At 73.7% G+C, this 14,201-nt stretch carries 14 protein-coding genes; 2 read left to right on the forward strand and 12 right to left on the reverse strand.

Translation table 11 applies throughout. The annotated features are described in order from the left end of the window. Positions 1-131 precede the first annotated feature (131 nt). Positions 132-551 carry a helix-turn-helix domain-containing protein gene (locus ACZ6S5_RS03875; protein ID WP_123243735.1) on the forward strand — a complete coding sequence of 140 codons (420 nt, stop codon included), beginning with the start codon at positions 132-134 and terminating at the stop codon, positions 549-551. Between the two features lie 4 nt (positions 552-555). Here ACZ6S5_RS03875 and ACZ6S5_RS03880 read toward each other — a convergent pair whose 3' ends face one another. The 4 genes from ACZ6S5_RS03880 to ACZ6S5_RS03895 form a co-directional block, all read right to left on the reverse strand. Beyond that, on the reverse strand, positions 556-1,533 hold the full coding sequence (locus ACZ6S5_RS03880; protein WP_465997455.1) for a hypothetical protein: 978 nt from the start codon (positions 1,531-1,533) through the stop codon (positions 556-558). 19 nt (positions 1,534-1,552) lie between these two features. After that, complete coding sequence (locus ACZ6S5_RS03885; RefSeq protein WP_465997457.1) at positions 1,553-1,783, reverse strand: heavy-metal-associated domain-containing protein; 231 nt, start codon at positions 1,781-1,783, stop codon at positions 1,553-1,555. A gap of 107 nt (positions 1,784-1,890) precedes the next feature. Further along, positions 1,891-4,011 (reverse strand): RecQ family ATP-dependent DNA helicase, encoded by a 2,121-nt coding sequence (locus ACZ6S5_RS03890; RefSeq protein WP_465997459.1) that lies wholly within the window; start codon positions 4,009-4,011, stop codon positions 1,891-1,893. 37 nt (positions 4,012-4,048) lie between these two features. Beyond that, positions 4,049-5,740, reverse strand: coding sequence for a BTAD domain-containing putative transcriptional regulator (locus tag ACZ6S5_RS03895; protein ID WP_465997461.1), 1,692 nt, complete (start codon positions 5,738-5,740; stop codon positions 4,049-4,051). Between the two features lie 143 nt (positions 5,741-5,883). Between ACZ6S5_RS03895 and ACZ6S5_RS03900 the strand changes: the two genes are divergently transcribed. Further along, on the forward strand, positions 5,884-6,705 hold the full coding sequence (locus ACZ6S5_RS03900) for a hypothetical protein (protein WP_465997463.1): 822 nt from the start codon (positions 5,884-5,886) through the stop codon (positions 6,703-6,705). Positions 6,706-6,774: 69 nt separating this feature from the next. On the opposite strand, the gene ACZ6S5_RS03905 is transcribed toward ACZ6S5_RS03900, so the two are convergent. The 8 genes from ACZ6S5_RS03905 to ACZ6S5_RS03940 all read right to left on the reverse strand — a co-directional run bounded on the left by ACZ6S5_RS03905 (position 6,775) and on the right by ACZ6S5_RS03940 (position 14,194). Continuing rightward, on the reverse strand, positions 6,775-7,524 hold the full coding sequence (locus ACZ6S5_RS03905) for an SDR family NAD(P)-dependent oxidoreductase (RefSeq protein WP_465997465.1): 750 nt from the start codon (positions 7,522-7,524) through the stop codon (positions 6,775-6,777). 106 nt (positions 7,525-7,630) lie between these two features. Beyond that, complete coding sequence (locus tag ACZ6S5_RS03910; protein ID WP_465997466.1) at positions 7,631-8,767, reverse strand: branched-chain amino acid ABC transporter permease; 1,137 nt, start codon at positions 8,765-8,767, stop codon at positions 7,631-7,633. Further along, positions 8,764-9,654 carry a branched-chain amino acid ABC transporter permease gene (locus tag ACZ6S5_RS03915; RefSeq protein WP_465997468.1) on the reverse strand — a complete coding sequence of 297 codons (891 nt, stop codon included), beginning with the start codon at positions 9,652-9,654 and terminating at the stop codon, positions 8,764-8,766. The genes ACZ6S5_RS03910 and ACZ6S5_RS03915 overlap by 4 nt, the downstream gene beginning before the upstream one ends. Further along, positions 9,651-10,379 (reverse strand): ABC transporter ATP-binding protein, encoded by a 729-nt coding sequence (locus ACZ6S5_RS03920; protein ID WP_465997470.1) that lies wholly within the window; start codon positions 10,377-10,379, stop codon positions 9,651-9,653. The genes ACZ6S5_RS03915 and ACZ6S5_RS03920 overlap by 4 nt, the downstream gene beginning before the upstream one ends. Next, positions 10,376-11,119 carry an ABC transporter ATP-binding protein gene (locus ACZ6S5_RS03925; RefSeq protein WP_465997472.1) on the reverse strand — a complete coding sequence of 248 codons (744 nt, stop codon included), beginning with the start codon at positions 11,117-11,119 and terminating at the stop codon, positions 10,376-10,378. Before ACZ6S5_RS03925 ends, ACZ6S5_RS03920 begins: the two co-directional genes overlap by 4 nt. Before the next feature lie 3 nt (positions 11,120-11,122). Beyond that, positions 11,123-12,325, reverse strand: a complete 1,203-nt coding sequence (locus ACZ6S5_RS03930) for a substrate-binding domain-containing protein (RefSeq protein WP_465997474.1) — start codon at positions 12,323-12,325, stop codon at positions 11,123-11,125. A 247-nt stretch (positions 12,326-12,572) separates the two neighbouring features. Continuing rightward, the gene (locus ACZ6S5_RS03935) at positions 12,573-12,740 is read right to left on the reverse strand and encodes a hypothetical protein (protein ID WP_465997476.1); all 168 of its coding nucleotides are present in this window, start codon (positions 12,738-12,740) and stop codon (positions 12,573-12,575) included. A gap of 338 nt (positions 12,741-13,078) precedes the next feature. Continuing rightward, complete coding sequence (locus ACZ6S5_RS03940; RefSeq protein ID WP_465997478.1) at positions 13,079-14,194, reverse strand: glycerophosphodiester phosphodiesterase; 1,116 nt, start codon at positions 14,192-14,194, stop codon at positions 13,079-13,081. Positions 14,195-14,201: the final 7 nt, after the last annotated feature.

The raw sequence follows: 14,201 nt of genomic DNA on the forward strand, positions 1-14,201 counted from the left end.
GACGCCGGACAAGCAAACGGTGCTGGCCACGGGCCCTTCCGACCGATCAGTCAGTTACTTCCAGGCCCGGTGGTACTACCCTCTTAGGCGCACCGTCCGGTGCTCCGGTCGGGAAGGATGACCCCGCAGGGATGGGTTCGGCAGATGTTTCGCCACAGATGGCCTTCGCGCGCTTCGTCCGGCGCGCCATCGACGACGCCCGCGAGGAGCGCGGCTGGACGGTGACCGACCTGGCCACGCACACCGGCGTGGGGCGGTCCACCGTGTTCCGGTGGTTGGCCGGCGACTGGCAGGACTATCCCGAACTGGCCAAGGTTCGTGGCTTCTGCGCCGCCCTCGACCTGCCGGTCGCGGCCGCCTTCCGCGCCCTCGGCCTGCCCGACGCCGGTCCCGTCCCCCGCCGTCGCGGCGGTGAGGACGCCCCGGTGGAGGCGGACGTGCGGGTGATCCTGGAGCGGCTGGCCGACCCGACCGTGCCCGCGGAGGAGAAGCACCACATCCGCGACCTGCTCCGCTACCTGGCCCGCCGGCCGGTCCGCCGGGCGGGCTGACCGCTCAGTCGACGACCAGGGTGAACTCGGCGGTACGGACCGCTCCGCCCACCTGGAAGTCGAGGAACATCCGGTAGCGGCCCGGCCCGGGCACCGTGGTCCAGAACGTCACCGTGCCCGGCTCGGCCTGCGGCCCGGGGTGCACGTGCAGGTAGCCCAGGTCCCCCTCGCGCAACGCGACCAGGTGCCCGTACGCGCCGAGGTAGCGCTCCAGCGAAGCGGGCGCGTCGCCGCTCGTGACGGTGAACCGCACCGGCACCGTCTCCCCCGGCTTCGGGGTGCCCTGGTAGCCGACGGTGAACCCGTCGACCCCGGTCGAGGTGGCCGGGGCCGGCAGCGGCCGGGGCGCGTACGGGCCGGCGGCGGCCAGGTCGACGCCGAGGGTGGCGACGGTCTGCCGGCCGTCGTCACCGACCACGGTGAAGTCGGCGTACGCCCGCCAGACCCCCGCGGCGGGCAGGGTCAGCGGCACCGACCAGGTGCCGTCCGCCGCCATGGTCGGGTGCAGGTGCTGGTAGCCGGTGAGGTCGCGGCGCACCACGATCAGGTGCATCGGCTTGTCGTGCACGACGGCGAACCGGGTGGCCGGGCGGTGCCGCTCGTCCCGGATCTGGAACCGCAGCTCACCGGCCCGGCCGACGGGGAACTCCACGGTCGACGGAGTGATCGTCCAGCCGCCCGAGCTGATCGAGAGGCCGGCCGCGTCCGCGCCGCCGGCCTGGGTGACGTCGGCCGCGCCGTGCGCGTGGGCACCGGTGCCCGGGTCGTGGGTGTGCCCGGCGGCCGCCGCCGGTACGCCCCGGGCGGCGGCGTTCGACGAGGCGTTCAGCCGGCCGAGGCCGAAGCCGAGCAGCACGGCGAGCACCAGCCCGCCCACCACCAGGGCGAGCCGCAGCGTGCTCCGGTCCACCCCGAGGGGCGCGCCGGGATCACCGGGCGACGCCCCGCCGGCCGGCGCCGCCGAACCGACGGAAGGCGCCAACGACCCGGCGGACGGGGACTCAGGCAACGCCGCCGGCCAGTTCGTAGCCCGCATCGTCGACGGCGGCCCGGACGGACTCCACCGGCAGCGGCTCGGTGCTGGTGACCGTGGCCGTGCCGGCGGCCAGGTCGACCCGGACCTCCTCGACGCCGGGCAGGGCGGAGAGCTCGTCGGTCACCGCCCGCACGCAGTGCTCGCAGGTCATCCCGGTGACGGCGTACGTCTGGACGGCGGGTCGCTGCTCGGTCATGGGACCACGGTACCGGCGGGTGCGGTACCGGTCCGCGGACGGTCCGTGACGGTGGCGACGCTCGCAATCCCGCCGGCCCGGGAACTTTCCCCGCCCGCCGGACGACCTCAGCCGGCGACCGCGAGGGCCAGCGGCAGGACGTCGGGAGCTCCGGCCCGGCGCAACAGCCGGGCCACCATGGTCAGCGTCCAGCCGGAGTCGACCAGGTCGTCCACGAGCAGCACCGGCCCGTCCAGCCCGGCCAGGGCGTCGGCCAGCTCGTCGGGCAGGGCGAAGGCGTCGTGCAGCGCGCGTACCCGCTGGGCGCTGTTGCCGCGCGGCCCGCCACCGGCGGACGGCCCGGTCGGGACGACCCGGCCGAGCAGCGGCAGCCGGCCCACGGCCGCGATCCGTTCGGCGAGCGAGCCGACCAGCGCCGGGCGGGTGCGCGAGCCGACCGCGACCACCCCGACCGGGCGGCGCGGCCACGGGTCGTCGCCGTGCGCCCACGCCTTCAACACCTCGACGACGGCCGCCGCCACGTCGTCGGGCACCGGGCCGTCCGCCGCGTCCGGCCCGACCAGGCCGCGCAGCCGCCCACCCCAGCCCAGGTCGGAGAGGCGTCCCACGGCCCGCCCGGGCAGCGCCTGCTCCGCCGGGGGGATGCGCCCCTTCAGGGGTACGCCCACCGCCTCGAGGCCGGTCGGCCATAGCTTCTTCGGCGGGATCTCCACGCCGGGACGGCCGAGGAAGGTCTGCGCGGCGGCCAGCGCGGCGTCGGACACCTCGGCGGTGAAGAGCGGGCCGGCGCAGTTGTCGCAGCGACCGCAGTCACCCGCGCTGGCGTCGTCCAGGCATTCCCGCAGGTAGCGCAGCCGGCAGCCGGACGTGGCCGCGTACTCCCGCATGGCCTGCTGCTCGGCGGTGCGCGCCTGGGCGACGCGGCGCAACCGGGCCTCGTCGTAGTGCCAGGGCGTGCCGGTGGCGAGCCAGCCGCCGCGGACCCGGCGGACCGCGCCGTCCACGTCGAGCACCTTGAGCATCAGCTCCAGCCGGGCCCGGCGCAGGTCGACGATCGGTTCGAGGGCCTGGGTGGAGATCGGCCGCTCCGGGTGCAGCGCCGCGAGCACCGCCCGGACCTGCTCCTCGGGCGGGAAGGCGAGCGAGGCGAAGTAGCGCCAGATCGCCGCGTCCTCGACACCAGGCAGCAGCAGCACCTCGGCGTGTTCGACGGCCCGGCCGGCGCGGCCGACCTGCTGGTAGTAGGCGATCGGCGAGGGCGGGGCACCGAGGTGCACCACGAAGCCGAGGTCCGGCTTGTCGAAGCCCATGCCGAGGGCGCTGGTGGCGACCAGCGCCTTGATCTTGTTGTCGAGCAGGTCCTGCTCGGCCGCGCGCCGGTCCGCGTCCTCGGCCTGCCCGGTGTACGCGGCCACGGACCAACCGCGGGCGCGCAGGAACTCGGCGGTCTCGCCGGCCGCCGCCACGGTGAGGGTGTAGATGATGCCGGAGCCGGGGAGCCGGTCCAGGTGGTCGGCGAGCCAGGCCAGCCGGTGCGCCGGGCTGGGCAGGTCGACCACGCCGAGCCGCAGCGACTCCCGGTCCAGGGTGCCCCGCAGCACGAGGGCGTCGCCCAGCTGCTCGGCCACGTCCCGGGTGACCCGGGCGTTGGCGGTGGCCGTGGTGGCCAGCACCGGCGTCCGCTCGGGCAGTTCGGCCAGGAAGGTACGCAGCCGGCGGTAGTCGGGCCGGAAGTCGTGCCCCCAGTCGGAGACGCAGTGCGCCTCGTCCACCACCAGCAGTCCGGTGGTGGCCGCCAGCTTCGGCAGCACGCCGTCCCGGAAGTCCGGGTTGTTGAGCCGTTCCGGGCTGATCAGCAGCACGTCCACCGCACCGGCGTGGATCTCGGCGGTGATCTCGTCCCACTCGTCGAGGTTGGCCGAGTTGATGGTGCGGGCCCGGATGCCGGCCCGGGCCGCCGACTCGACCTGGTTGCGCATCAGCGCCAGCAGCGGCGAGACGATCACCGTCGGGCCGTGCTCGCCGCCCTCGCGCAGCAGCGCGGTGGCGACGAAGTAGACCGCCGACTTGCCCCAGCCGGTGCGCTGCACGCAGAGCACCCGACGCCGGTCCACGACGAGGGCCTCGATGGCCCGCCACTGGTCCTCGCGGAGCCGGGCGTGGTCACCCGCCAGCCGGCGCAGCACCGCCTCGGCCCGCTCCCGTACGGTCGCCCGATCCTGGCTCATCCGGCATTTCTACCAGGCGCCCCGGTCCCGGCCGGGATCACGAGGACGGCGGCGGCAGGAAGAGCAGCACCTCGCGGAGCGGATCGGTCACGGTGGGCGGCAGCAGGCACCGCCCGGCCAGCTCCTCCATCGAGGCGTACGGGCCACGCACGCGCCGATCCAGCATCAGGTGCTGCGCCTGCGTCGGGCTCAGCCCGGGCAGCCCGATGATCACCTGGTCCGTCACCGCGTTGATGTCGACCAGCCCGCCGTCGTCGTACGCCCGGGGCAGATCGGGGCGGCCGATGCCCAGCTCCCGACGCGCGGTCGGGTAGTGGTGGAGCAGGTAGCGGGCGTGCTCCCGGCGCACCCGGCGATCCGCCGCCGCCGGCCGGCGCGGCCAGTGGGCGCCGAGCCAGCCGAGGAGCCGGCCGTTGAGCAGCACGACGTGCACCACGCCCGCCAGCCAGGTGATCAGCCAGATGGTGATCAGGAAACCCTCGAGGTCGGACACCTCGTCCGTCTCGCTGTTGCCGACGATGCCCAGGCAGGTCACCGCCGTCGTCAGGTAGTAGGCCGCCGCGAGGGCGTTGCGCCAGCTCCGTCGCCAGATCGCGTACAGGAGCACCACCAGCCAGGTCAGGAAGCCGAAGGAGGCCAGGGCGGTGAGCGCGGCCACGACGGTGGTGCCGATGCTCAGCCAGCGGGGCACGCCGCGACGCGGGGCCGGGGGCACCGGCACCGGCCCCGGCGGTGGGGCGGCAGCGGGCCAGCCCTGCGCCGGCCCGCCGGTGGCGCCGGGCGGCAGCCAGCCGACCGGCGGTGGGCTCCCGGGCGCCGGCGGAACGGCGGCGACGACCGACTCGGCGGGGCGCGCCGACTGGACCGGCACGGCCGGGGTCGCGGCCGGTGCGGTGGGCGCGGGCAGCGGCGGCGCGGGCAGCAGCGTGGGGTCCGAGCGGAGCATCCGCCCGTGCAACGCCTGCAGCACCTCGCCCGGCTCGATGCCGTACTCCTCGCGGAGCAGCCCCGCGAACTCCCGATAGGCGGCGAGCGCCTCCGCCTGCCGCCCGCTGCGGTACAGCGCCAGCATGAGCTGCTGGCGCAGCCGTTCCCGGACCGGGAACTCCCGGACCAGCTCGACGAGTTCGCCGACCAGCTCGCCGTGCCGGCCGTCGGCCAGCTCCAGCTCGACGCGGGTCTCCAGGGCGACGGCGCGCAGCTCGACCAGCCGGTGCCGGGCGGTCTCGAAGAACGGCCCGCCGAAGCCGGTGAACGGGTCGCCCTGCCACAGCTCCAGGGCGGCGGTCAGCTCCGCCAGCGCCTCGGGCGTACGGCCCGCCGCGTGCCCCTGGCGGGCCCGGTGCACCCCGCGCTCGAACCGGGCCGCGTCCACCGCCTCCGGCGGGACCCGCAGCAGGTACCCGGCGTCGGTCAGGGTCAGCACCTGCCCCGGCGTACGCGGCGACCGCTCGGGTTCGAGCACCCGGCGCAGCCCGGCGACGTACTTCTGCACCACGTTGGGGCCGTTGGCGGGCGGTTCCTCCGGCCAGACCGCGTCCACGATCTGCCCGGTGGGTACCGGCCGGCCGGCGGAGAGCAGCAGCACGGCCAGCACCGCCCGCTGCTTGCCCGGCCCGAGGTCGAGCGGGCGGTCGGCGTACCAGGCGCGCTGGGGGCCGAGGAGGGCGAAGCGCAGCCGCGAGGGCTCCGACGGGCTCGGGCCCGGCGGCACCTGCGTTCCTGACATGCGAGTTTCCGCTCCTGACGCCCCCGACGTGGCCGGACGGCAGGGCCCGGCAGTCGGACCGCAGCATATCGGCAGCCGAACCGCCGTGGCGGCCCGCAGCATCGTCATCGGCAGTGGCCACGGAAGCGAGAAAGAGAACAACGATGACACAGGCAACGGGCAGCACCCGTACCGTCCGACGGACGATGGGCACGGTCGCGGCCGTGCTGGCCGCCACCACCCTGCTCGCGGGTTGCGGGCCGAAGAGCGAGCCGGCCGCCGCGCCGGGGGCCGGCTCGGCCGCCAGCCCGAGCGCCGACCCGAAGCAGGCGCTCCTCGCCGCGGTCCCGGACGAGAGCGCGGGCGTCTTCCGGTTCACCGGCAAGGACTCGTCGGGCGCCATGAGCGGGCGGATCGACCCGGCGTCGAAGGCCATGGAGATGAACATGGCCATGCCGCCGGACAAGGACGGCATCACCACGAAGATGTCGTTCCTGATCGTCGAGGACAAGGTCTGGATGAAGGCGAAGTTCAGCGGCCACCCGGGCCTGCCGAAGTTCCCGGACAAGTGGATGGCGCTGGACAAGGCGAGGCTCACCGACGGCGACGGCGTGCCGAGCTACGACGGCGCGGACCAGGGCAACGCGGGCCCGCTGCTGGACGCGGCGACCAGCGTCGAGCAGCAGGGGCCCGGGAGGTACGCCGGGTTCATCGACGTGACCGGCGGCGAGGCGGCCAAGGCGCTGGACGACGGCGAGGCGGCGGGGCTCGGTGCGGCCGGCAAGCACGTGCCGTTCACCGCGCAGGTGGGGCCGGACGGGCACCTCACCTCGCTGGTGCTGAAGATGCCGGCGGCCGGCAAGCGGACGGCGTACGAGTACGTGATCGGCTACACCGGCTTCGGCAGCACGCCGAAGATCACCGTGCCGACCGGGAGCGCGGTGACGAAGGCGCCGTCACTGGCGTACGAGCTGCTCAACAGCTGAGCCACGACGAGGCCGGGAACGGCGGCCGTTCGGGGGGTCGCCGCTCCCGGCCTCGTCACGTCGCACACCTCAGCGGCCGAGGACCGAGCCGCCGTTCACGCCGAGGACCTGGCCGGTGACGTAGCCGGCGTCGGGGCCGGCCAGGTAACGGACGGCCGCCGCGATGTCGTCCGGTACGCCGGCCCGGCCCACCAGGGTGGCCGCGACCCGCTTGGCGTGCCCCTCCGGCGTCATCCGGTCGCCGAAGAACTCGGTCTCGGCGACGTACCCGGGGCTGACCACGTTGGCCGTGATCCCGTCCGGGCCGAGCTGGGCGGCCAGGTCGTACGCCCAGCCGTGCAGCGCCGCCTTGGCCGCCGAGTACGGCCCGGCCCCGCCCCGCTGGGCGGCGATCGAGCTGAGCAGGAGCACCCGGCCGCCGGGCCGGCGCAGGGCGGGCAGCAGCGCCTCGGTGAGCAGGACGGCGGTGAGCACGTTGGCGTCCAGGTTGGCCCGCCACCAGGCGGCGACGTCGGGCAGCGTGTCGGTCGGTCCGGCCAGGTAGCCGCCGGCGTTGTTCACCACCGCGTCGACGGTCCGCTCCCCCACCGCCGACACGACCCCGGCGAGCTGCGCCGGATCCGTCAGGTCGGCGGTCACCGCGCTGACCGCAGAGGGACGGTCACACTCGGCGGAGATCCGCGCAGCGGTGTCCAGCAGCACGTCCGCCCGCCGCCCCACGATCAACACCTCGAACCCGTCGAGGACGAGCCCCCTCGCGACGGCGGCCCCGATCCCGGTCCCGCCCCCACTGACCACCGCGAGCCTGTTCTCCCCCACGCCCCCGCCCCTTCCACGTTGATCAAGGAGTTTGCGTCATCCTACGGCGGAATCCCGACGCAAACTCCTTGATCAACCGACCGGTAACCGAGCGGCCACCGAGCGGTCAGCGGCGGCGGGGCAGGACGGACAGGAGGGGGTGCAGGCGGGTACGGAGGCTGGCCAGGCCGCCGGGGAAGAAGTACACCGCCAGGATGAAGACCGTGCCCAGCACGAAGAGGGGCTGGCTCAGGGGGTGGCTGAGGAACGCCGGGAGGCTGTCGACCGTGTCGCTGGTGCCGAACGCGGTCAGCCGGTGGTCCAGGTACATGTAGAGGATGCCGCCCAGCACCGGGCCCCAGCGGGTGCCCGGACCGCCGAGCACCACCATGACCAGCAGCGACAGGGTCAACTCGGACGAGGTGACGTGCGGGCTGGCCCCGCCCACGATCAGGCAGTAGACCACCCCACCGGCGCTCGCCAGCCCGCCGGCCAGGGTGAACGCGACCAGCTTGAACCGGTACGGGTCGAGCCCGAGCACCCCGATCCGCCGCTCGTCGTCGCGCAGCCCCGCCAGCACCCGCCCGGTCGGCGAGCTGCTCACCCGGTGCACCACGAAGACCACCAGGGCGAGGTACGCCAGCGCCAGCCAGTAGAGGTTGACCGTGTTGGCGACGCCGACCAGGGCCGACGGCAGTCCGGACACGTCCAGCGGCAGCCCCTCCTCCCCGCCGGTGAGCCCCACCTCGCCGAATCCCCACCTGAAGTCCCGGGCCACCACGATCGCCCCGACCTGGGCGAAGGCCAGCGTCACCATGGCGAAGGCGATGCCGACGGTACGCAGGGCGATCGCGCCGAGCAGCGCGGCGAGGATCGTCCCACCGACGACGGTGAACAGCGCCGCCTGCCACAACGGCAGGCCGAACCGGGTGACCAGGATGTCGGTGCCGTACACGCCGACGGCGAAGTAGAGGGCGTGCCCGAAGGAGAGCATCCCGGTCCGCCCGAAGAGCAGGTCGTAGCCGGCGGCCAGGCCGCCGAAGACCAGGCAGATGGCGAGCAGTTGCAGGGTGCCCGGCGAGTTCAGCGGCCCCTCGAAGAGGCCCGGCAGGTTGACCGTCGAGTACGGCAGGATCGCCGCCACCACCAGGGCGACCAGCGGGGCGTACGGGCGCAGCCCGTGCCAGCGGGGGTGCCCGGGGGTCAGCTCGTCGGGGACCGCGGCGGGCGGCGCCGCGACCTCGGGACTCTTCACCTCGGTCATGCGTGAGCCACCTTTCCGGCCAGGCCCTGCGGACGCAGCAGCAGCACCACGGCGAGCAGCCCGACGACGCAGATGTCGCCCAGCCCGGACGTGCCGTAGTAGTTGACGAACTGTTGCAGCAGCCCCACCGCGACCGCCGCGTACGCGGACCCGACCACCGAGCCCATCCCGCCGATCACCACCACGATGAACGCGAAGATCAGCAGGGAGCCGCCCTGCCCGGGCGAGACGGTGCCGAAGTAGACGCTGCCGAGCGCGCCGGCCAGCGCGGCGGCCGCCCCGCCGATCGCGAAGACCAGGGTGAACGCCTTGCGCACGTCGATGCCGAGCGCGGTCACCATCTCCCGGTTCTCCACCCCGGCCCGGATGATCAGGCCGTACCGGGTGAACCGGAGGAAGGCGAGCAGCGCGCCGAGGACCAGCGCTGCGGCGACGATCAACAGCAGTCCGCCGTTCGGCACGTTCGCGCCGAGCACCGAGGTCACGTCCCGGGTCCACGCCGGGCGCGGGAACGGCCGGGCGTCCGCGCCCCAGGTGGCCTGCAGCAGCGCCACCCCGGCCAGCGAGAGGCCGACGGTGACCAGCACCTGCTCGATGGTGCGGGAGTAGAGCGGCCGGATCAGCACCAGCTCGACCAGCACCGCGACCAGCGACCCGGCGAGCACGCCGAAGGCGACCGCCAGCACGAACCCGAACCCGTCGGGGCCGGCGCCGGGCAGGTTGCCCGCCGCCCACCAGGTCGCGTACGCGCCGACGCCGAGGAACAGGCCGTGCGCGAAGTTGAGCACGTCGGCCAGGCCGAAGACCAGGGAGAGGCCGGAGGCCACCAGGAAGTAGAGCGCCGCCAGGCCGAGCCCCGTCAGGGTCAGCAGGATCACCGTGCTCATGCGTGCACCTCTCCCGAACCCACCCCGAGCAGCGACTTGGTGAGCGCGGTCTCCAGCAGCAGTTCCTGGGCGTTGCCCGTCCAGGCGACCTGGCCGGCGGAGAGCACCACCGCGTCCCGGGCCAGCCGGCGCACCACGGCCAGGTTCTGCTCGACCAGCAGCACCGGCACGGATTCGGCCACCCGTTCCAGCACCTCGGCCACCTCGGTCACCACCTTCGGCGCCAACCCCTTGGTCGGCTCGTCGACCAGCAGCAGCCGGTTGTCGTTGAGCAGCACCCGGCCGATCGCGAGCATCTGCTGCTGCCCGCCGGAGAGCGAACCGGCCCGTTGCCGTCCGCGCCGGTCCAGCTCCGGGAAGAGCGCGAAGACCTTGTCGTACGCCGGGGCCGTGCCGCGCCGCTCGGCGAGCCGCAGGTTCTCGGCGACGGTGAGCCCGGCGAAGACGCAGCGGTCCTCCGGCACGTAGCCGAGGCCGCTGCGGACCAGCCGGTGGGTGGGGCGGGCCAGCAGGCTCTGCGCGCCCATTCGGACCGTGCCGTGCACCTCGCCGTTGCGGGGGGTGAGGCCGACGATCGCCCGCAGCGTGGTGGTCTTGCCGACGCCGTTGCGGCCGAGCAGCACGGTCACCCCGGTCGGCGCGACGTCGAACGACACCCCCTGGAGGATGTGCAACCCGGCGATCCGCACCGACAGGTTCTCCACCGACAGGATCGGTTCGGTCATAGCGACTCCCCCAGGTACGCCTCCTGCACGGTGGCGTTGGCCATCACCGTGTCGGGTGTGTCGCAGGCCAGCAGCGCGCCGTGGTGCATCACGGCGATCCGGTCGGCCAACTCCAGGATCACGTCCATGTGGTGCTCCACCATGAGCACCGACCGCCCGCTGTCGCCGGTCAGCGACTTGATCACGCTGACCAGCTCGGGCACGTCCTCGGCGCTGACCCCGGCCATCGGCTCGTCGAGCAGCATCACCCGGGGCTCCCCGGCGAGCAGCAGGGCGATCTCCAGCTTCCGCTTCTCGCCGTGGGCGAGGGTGCCGGCCAGCGCCGTACCCCGGTGGTGCAGGCCGACCCGGTCCAGCGCCGCGTCGGCGGCGGCGGCCACCTCCCGGTCGGCCGCCGCCCGCCGCCACAGCTTCATCGAGCCACCCCGGTGCGCCTGTACGGCGAGCCGGACGTTCTCCCGCACCGTCAACGAGCCGAAGACCGAGGACGCCTGGAAGGTACGTCCCAGGCCGAGCCGGGCCCGCTTGTGCGGGGGGAGGGCGGTGATGTCCTCCCCGTCCAGCAGGACCCGCCCGTCGGTGGGCCGGCGCAGCCCGGTGATCAGGTTGAACAGCGAGGTCTTGCCGGCGCCGTTCGGCCCGATCACGCCGAGGAACTCCCCGGGCGCCAGGTCGAGGTAGACGGAGTCGACGATGGCGACCTCACCGATCCGCCAGGTCAGACCGCGGGTGGCGAGCACGGGTCAGCCCTTCATCTGGGTGACCGGCGGCGCGGTCTCGTCACCGGTCAGGGTCTTCTCGGCGGTGGCCGTGTACGCGGTGCCGCTGCCGGAGAGCTTGGCCTGGTACATCGGCTGGAGCAGCGCGTGGTCCTCGGCGCGGATGGTCATCTGGCCCTTGATGCTGTCGAACTGCCAGCCCTCCAGCGCCTTGATCATCTTGTCCACGTCGTCGCCGCCCTCCTGCGCGGCGCGGACGACCATCTGGGCGGCGGCGAAGCCGTCCGGGTGGAACAGGTCGAGCGTGCCGCCCGGGATCTTGGCCTTGGCGGCCTTGGCCGCGTCGGTGTCGCTGGCCCCGTCGAAGTAGTGCGACAGGAAGGAGATCTTGCTGCCGGCCGCGCCGAAGGTGGGCCAGGAGGCGCGGATGTCCAGGCCGGTGACGACGGTGGTGGAGGCGAGGACGCCCTGCTGGTCGAGGGTCTGCCACATGGCCGGGGCGGTGGTGCCGGCCCAGGCGACGAAGAGCAGGTCCGGCTTGGCGGCCTTGATCTGGCTGGCGAACGGGGTGAACTCGGTGGCGCTGGCCGGGGCCCGGACGCTGCTCACGGTCGCGCCGGCACCGCCGATGACGTTCTTGACGGCGGCCTCGTTCGCGTCGCCGAACGCGCCGTCCTGGGCGAACACGACGACCTTCTTGCCCTTGGCGTCGCCGATGAAGGACTTGGCGGTCACCACGTCCTGGTACGACTGCCGGCCCGAGCGGAAGGTGTACTTGTTCGCTCCGGTCACCGCGTCGGTGGCGGCCGGCCCGGAGATGAACAGGACCTTGTTCTGCGCGGCGATCGGGGCGACCTGGAGGGCCACGCCGGAGGAGGTGGAGCCAGCGATGATCTTCGCGCCCTTGCCGATCAGGTCCTTGGCCGCGGAGACCGCCTTGGCCGGGTCACCCGCGTCGTCGACCTCGGTCAGCTCGATCTTCCGGTCGCCGACCTTGCCGGTGCCCTTGGTGGCGTAGTCGAGGCCGGCCTTGAAGCCCTCGATGTACTGCTTGCCGTAGCTGGCCAGCGGCCCGGACTGGGAATACACCAGACCGACCTTGACCGGTGCGGCGTCGCCGCCGCCGGAGGCGGTGTCCTGCGGGCTGCCACAGGCGGTGGCCGCGAGCGCGGCCGCCATCACCGTGGCGGCGGAAAGGAACACCCGTCGCGTGTGCCGGATCGTCATTGCGACTCCAGGTGGGGACAGGGGGATTGTCAGTTGTCGGCTCACGCTAGAAGTGACGTCACCCACGGGCTATGTGGCCGAAACACACAAGTAATCGACGTAGGGTGGCCCGCTGTTACAACCACCCACCAGTGGTGGCGGGGTCCCCCACCTCCGGTGGCCGCCGGCACCACCCACGGGCACGCGGCTGTGTCGCACCGCGCCACCGGCGCAGATGGTGACGGTGGCCCATGGTGGACCAACCGGGTCAGCGGCGCCGGTGCGGACCGCAGGCGCCCTCGTGGTCGGCCGGCAGCGGGCAGCCTCGCCCGCCGTCGAGCAGCCGGTCGCACCAGACCCAGTGGCGTACGGACTGCGAGTCCTCGGTGGACACGGTCGCCCCGGCGCTGATCACCGGCCAGCCCGGACGCGGCACCTACGTGGCCGAGCGTCCCGGGCAGTAAGGTCCTCGCCGCCTACAAACCTGATGACGTAAACGACTCAACGAGACCGGCGAGCCCCGCCGACGCTGCCTGAGTCGTCTGCGATGTCAGCTCGAAAGGCGGCGAGAAGCACACCGCCCGCCGCCCACCCGGCCCGATCCGTTCACGTCATCAAGTTCGTAGCGACCCACAAGCACCCGGCCCCCCCGAAGCTGGCCAGGCAGCACCGCCCAGGTCCGGGAGAGGCGCGTGGGGTGCCCGGACGGATCCGGACACCCCACGTCACCCGCGCGCCGCGCCGGGGCCCCGAGCCGCCCGGCGCGGACGCCGGTCAGCGGCCCGCGCGGGCCGCCACGGCGGTGTCCGGCTGGTCGGTGAAGACGCCGTCCAGGCCGAGGCCGAAGAAGAGCTCGTACTCGGCCGTGATGTCACCCCGGGCGTTCGGGTCGGCGCCGATCCGGAAGTCGACCGGCAGGAACTGGTTCTCGGCGCGGAACGTCCAGGAGTGCACGAGCAGCTTCTCGCGGTGCGCGTCCCGGATCACGGTGGTCGGCGCGAGCAGCTTGCCGGCCGCGTCCCGGGGCACGATCAGGTTCTTGTTCAGGCCGACGCCGTCGGCGTATCCGGCCACCCAGTGCAGGCCCGCCGCGGAGGCCAGGTCGGCGTAGCTCCGCGCGTCCCCGGCGGCGGTGAAGTCGTACGGCTGCCCGGTGGCGTCCATCAGTTGGATCAGCCGTACGTCGATCATGCGGTCGAGCGTGCGCAGGTTGGCCGTCTCGAAGCTCTGAATGAAGACCGGGTCGCCGCGGTGGGTGAGCTTGTTGGCCTTCAGCACCGCGACCAGCGGCTCCTCCAGCGCCAGCCCGATCGAGGCGAAGTAGCTGGGGTGCTTGGTCTCCGGGTAGACGCCGATGGTCCGGCCCCGGGCCTTCGACTCGGCCCGCGCCAGGTCGAGGACCTCCTGGAAGGTCGGGATCTCGAACCTGCCATCGAACGCGGTGTTCGCCACCCGTACCAGCGGCAGCCGCTCCTTGGCCCGCAGCGTCTTCAGCTCGGCCAGCGTGAAGTCCTCGGTGAACCAGCCGGTGACCTTGACCCCGTCGATCGTCTTCGTCGCCTTCCGGCCGGCGAACTCCGGATGGGCGGCCACGTCGGTCGTCCCGGAGATCTCGTTCTCGTGCCGGGCGACCAGCACGCCGTCCTTCGTCGAGACCAGATCCGGCTCGATGAAATCGGCGCCCTGGCGGATAGCCAGCCGGTAGGACTCCAGGGTGTGCTCCGGGCGGTAGCCGCTGGCGCCCCGGTGGCCGATCACCAGCGGCCGGTGGGCCGGCTGGGACCGCTCGGCACCGGTCTCCGGGTCGGCCTGAGCGGCCACGGTCGGCACCACCACGGCCGCCGCGAGCAGGGCGCCGGCCAGGCCGAGGGCGGAAAGGGTACGTCGCAACGCCGTC

The organism is Micromonospora sp. NPDC051924 (genome assembly GCF_055586005.1).